The organism is Flavobacterium sp. (genome assembly GCF_049240005.1).
Taxonomy (GTDB): domain Bacteria; phylum Bacteroidota; class Bacteroidia; order Flavobacteriales; family Flavobacteriaceae; genus Flavobacterium.
This window is the reverse complement of the sequence record NZ_JBMLTK010000041.1, coordinates 1-4464: the sequence shown is the minus strand read 5'-3', so window position 1 is coordinate 4464 and position 4464 is coordinate 1. Positions and strand designations below refer to the sequence as shown.

5 protein-coding genes are annotated in these 4464 nt (G+C 35.0%); all 5 read left to right on the top strand.

Annotated features, from left to right (window positions below):
* The coding region (locus ACOVQQ_RS04305) for a phage integrase SAM-like domain-containing protein (protein WP_421817103.1) at positions 1 to 1338 on the top strand (1338 nt) is incomplete at its 5' end.
* 32 nt (positions 1339 to 1370) lie between these two features.
* Complete coding sequence (locus tag ACOVQQ_RS04300) at positions 1371 to 2069, top strand: RteC domain-containing protein (RefSeq protein WP_421817102.1); 699 nt, start codon at positions 1371 to 1373, stop codon at positions 2067 to 2069.
* 82 nt (positions 2070 to 2151) lie between these two features.
* Entirely contained in the window at positions 2152 to 2430 is a 279-nt protein-coding gene (locus ACOVQQ_RS04295; protein WP_421817101.1) for a helix-turn-helix domain-containing protein, read from the top strand.
* A gap of 4 nt (positions 2431 to 2434) precedes the next feature.
* Entirely contained in the window at positions 2435 to 2878 is a 444-nt protein-coding gene (locus ACOVQQ_RS04290; RefSeq protein ID WP_421817100.1) for a hypothetical protein, read from the top strand.
* An 83-nt stretch (positions 2879 to 2961) separates the two neighbouring features.
* Positions 2962 to 4164, top strand: coding sequence for a hypothetical protein (locus tag ACOVQQ_RS04285; RefSeq protein WP_421817099.1), 1203 nt, complete (start codon positions 2962 to 2964; stop codon positions 4162 to 4164).
* Positions 4165 to 4464: the final 300 nt, after the last annotated feature.

Genomic DNA, 4464 nt, shown 5'->3' with positions numbered 1-4464 from the left:
GTTCAATGTTCAAATGTTCAAAAAATGGCAACTATCAGTTTTCGCATTAGAAGTAATGCAAACAAAAATGTTTCAATAACCGTAGTTTTATCACAAGGACGAGGCAAAACCCTTGAAGCAAAAACAGGATTTTCAGTAAACCCGAAAAACTGGGGAACGGGCAAACCGAAACAAAACAACACAACCGAAAACAAACAGTTGAGGGAGTCGTTACTGAAATTAGAAACGTACCTTAATGTAAACCTCAACGGCGATCTATCAAACGGCATTTTAATTGACAACTATTGGCTACAGGCGCAAATTAGTTCGTGCTTTAACCGTGTCGAGAAAGTTGACAAAGGTTTAATAATAAACCACATTCAGTACATTATTGACAATGCAAAAACGCGAAAAATTGCGGGTACTTCTAAAATCGGAATTTCAGACAGTCGAGTAAAAAGTTACCAAACTTTTAAAAAAGTAGTTGAAGACTACCAAAAGGAACTAAAAAAGCAAATACACTTTTTAGACGTTAATAAACCGTTCGTCGATAAGTTTATAAACTGGTTAATGAATGAGCGCAAATACTCAACCAACTATGCGGGCAAAATCATTGACAATCTCAAAACTGTAGGACTGGACGCAGAAAAAAATGAGATCAATGTAAACCCTTATATTAAACAAATAGAGGGTTTTTCTGAGAGCAACGACGATCGTTATATTGTTACCTTATCTTTTGCCGAACTCGAAAAGATAAGAACCGCAAATATTGAAAATCCAGCATTAGAAAACGCACGCCGTTGGATTTTGTTAGGTTGTGAAATTGGACAACGCGGGGGCGACTTACTCGCAATAACAAAGGACGATTTCAGATACAATACAAACGGCAATATCTATTTAGACGTAACGCAAAAGAAAACAGGTAAAACCGTAACTATTCCGATTGTGCAACCTCATATTATCGAAATCATCAAATACAACTTTCCGCATAAAATCAGCAGTCAACGACTAAACGAGTACATAAAAAAAGTTTGTGAACTTTCAGGAATTAATGAACTCGTAAAGGGCAAAAAACTAAACCCAAATGCGAGCAAAGGACAGCCCGAAACAATGCGTAAAGTATTGGCAGACTACCCAAAACACGAACTAATAACTACACATTCATTTCGTCGATCATTTGCAACTAATTACTACAAGTTAATGCCAACTGCGATTTTAATTGCAATAACTGGACACTCAAAAGAAAGTTTGTTTTTACAATACATAAATGCACCCGAAGACAAAGACGCAAACGCCGACTTATTTAGAAAGTTCTACGAGCAAATTAATCACCGAACCGCTGAATTAAGGGCAGTCTAAACGGGTCAGGTAATGAATTAAAAACTGAACTAATGATTACTACTTTTCAGGAATACAAAAATACTTTTCAAGAGAGATTAGAAGCACATAAAGCAGCCTATGTAGACTTTGACGACGAAACATTTATTGAAACAGAGACAAAGCAATACTCATTCTACCACCGAACAATAATTTGGATTTTGCAAAACGAATGTGAAGATGATATTTTTCCAGAGAAAAGAAATTTATCTGATCGGTATTTTAGTACGAATGCGAAAGAAACGATTAATCTTGAAGCTCTAATGGAGGGACAAGAATTGTTTGCATACGATAATGAAGTACAGAAATTTGTACTAAGGAGGTTGACAAGTGGGAACGAAATTTTGTACAAATATGATTTTGATTTAGGGGGAAAACTTGAAATTAGTTTTAGGAAAATACTGAAATATCTTAACAGCAAGAAAGAAGAGTTAAGTATATCGAAAGAGAATGTTTCAGAAAAAATAAAGTTTCACGGCACACAAACTGAATTTATAGAGCTGATTAAGGCTTTAATTCTAAATGATAATCTAAAAGGCGTGCAAAAAGAAATTATCCAAAAATGCGGGAAGTTTTTTGATATAACTACACCAAACCACGACAAATTAATATCCGACTTATCTCAAAGAAATAACGGGAGCGAAACTCTTTTTATCGACAAACTCAAGAGTAGTTTATTAAAGCATATTCAACACAAAGCCGAGAAAAAATAAACGTTAGTGACGCGTAAGTAACGTTTACATAAATTCACATACATGGATTTTTGCCGAAGTATTAACAAAATAATATTTCGCAATGGCAACAGTTCAATTTATCCAAACCACGCCCGAAGAGTTACAAAACCAAATTAACGAGGGCGTAAAAATTCAACTCAACGAATTTTTAAAACACTACAAGCCCAAAGAACCAAACGAGTACTTAACGAGGGCAGAAGTAGCGAAAATGTTTAACGTTGACCTCAGCACCGTTCACAATTGGTGCAAATCTGGAAAACTCAAACCCTTAGGACTGGGAGCGCGGGTTTACTTTCTCAGATCAGAAGTTGAAGCAAGTCTCAAACCTTTAAACGTTTAAGAGTATGTTTTCAACAGGCAAACAACCCGAATACATTCGACACACTTATAAACTATCGAATGAATTAAAAAGTTATTCCGTTTACCAAATTACGGCAGTCGACGATAACAAAAACTTATTAACCGACGTACTGCGGATTGAAAAATTTCAGGGCAAATCAAACGCAACCAACATAAAAGACTATTTGCGTTTGCGTACCGCAACTAATTGGCAAAAATGCCAAATGATAACAGGATTACGACCAACTCAACGGCGAGTTTTATTTTACGGCGACCGCAAAAAAGTTAACGAATCGAACGAAATGGACGAGCTAAAGGAACTTTTGATTTTCGTCTTTTCTGAAAACCGCGAAATATTGATTATCGACGTTTACAGAGGCTTTTACCCTTATAACAAAGGAATACTTCAAAATATTTTAAACAGGTACGAAAAACACTTAAAACAATAAAAAAGAGGGGTTGTTCACGCCCCTCTTATTGTTCAATGTTTGTTTCAACAGGCAAATGTTAAAACAGTTCCAAATATAGTCTTTTGGTTGATTACATTAAAATACTCGTTACCGATTTACCGCCCTCTATTTTAGAGGCGAATCCGTATTTGGAATTTTACGATCAGATGAACTCAACAACTGGAGAAATAAGAACAATAAACAGACACGGAAAACAAGTGCAACCCTATAAAAATGCGTTTTTTCAGGGTTTAGAATTTCGTATTTACAATAAAGGAACTATTACAGTTGCGGGAAGTTTACACAAATACTATAACTCAGGCGCACAGAATTACAACGATTTTAGTTTAAGTGCATTTTCCGACGTTTTGAGCGACTTAAATACAAAGTTTGGATTGTCGCCCGAGCGCTGTTTTTTAAAGAGTTTAGAAATTGGCGTTAACATCGTACCGTTAATTGAAACAAATCATTTTTTAGATTACTGTTTTCTACATTCTACTAAACCATTTGAAGACTCGAAAAACTCAAACGAGGGCAAATACAAACAAGTAAAACACTCGCAGTACATCGTAAAAATTTACAACAAGGCACTACATTACAAAAAATACTATCCGATCTCAACAGAAATAATGCGTTTCGAGATTAAGTACACGAAAATGGAAAAACTCAACAAACGCGGAATTAAAACACTTGCAGACTTACAAAGTTTCGGTTTACATAATTTTAAGGGCGATTTACTTACAGAATTTAACAATATTCTGTTTTACGATACTTCTATTTATAGCGAAAACAGAATTTTAATAAACTACAAAAACCCGCTATACTGGACAGATTTAACGAAAAGGAACTACACTAATTTCAAATATCATAGGCAACAGTTGAAAAATATAACCGCTATTTCGTCCGCTAATATTCAGAATCAAACAGCCAAACTTATTTGTAAAAAGATCGACCTACTCAATTGCCCTACTACCCATATTGACACTTTAAGTATATTGTCAAAACAGGTAGTTTGCCCTATTACAAAAGTCAATATCGGAATGCAACGAGATAACAGTTTTTTGTTATCGCATACTGGATTAAGATACTACTACCTAAACGACAAAAAGACGTTTGAACAAATCAAAAGAAAATACCTATCTAAAAACTGGGCAGCTGCAAACATAGATACGCAAATCAAAGAAATAGCGCACAATATCAGAAACGCACGAAGTAACCAAAAAATTAAACAAAAGAGACTGTACCCGCAGCAGCAAATGAACTTACTAAAACTCTTTTCGGCTTAAAGGTTTTACACAAGGCAATGGCAAATCTTTACAAATTAACTTTAAAACGGTTTCATTAAAAACAATGAAACAACAGAGAAAAACAACATAAATAACTGTTGAGGTTGACAGTAAAAAAGTACTTCGCGAACAATACGCGCACGCGAGGCAGTTACGAAAAACCCGAATAAGAAAACGCAAACGTTTATACAAAGTGAGTTTTACGCTATCATTACGCGTACGCTATGACACATCGATAACTAAATAAGAAACCGCAAAAGTTATCGTAAACGAATTTTCCACTATCTCTACGCGTACGAT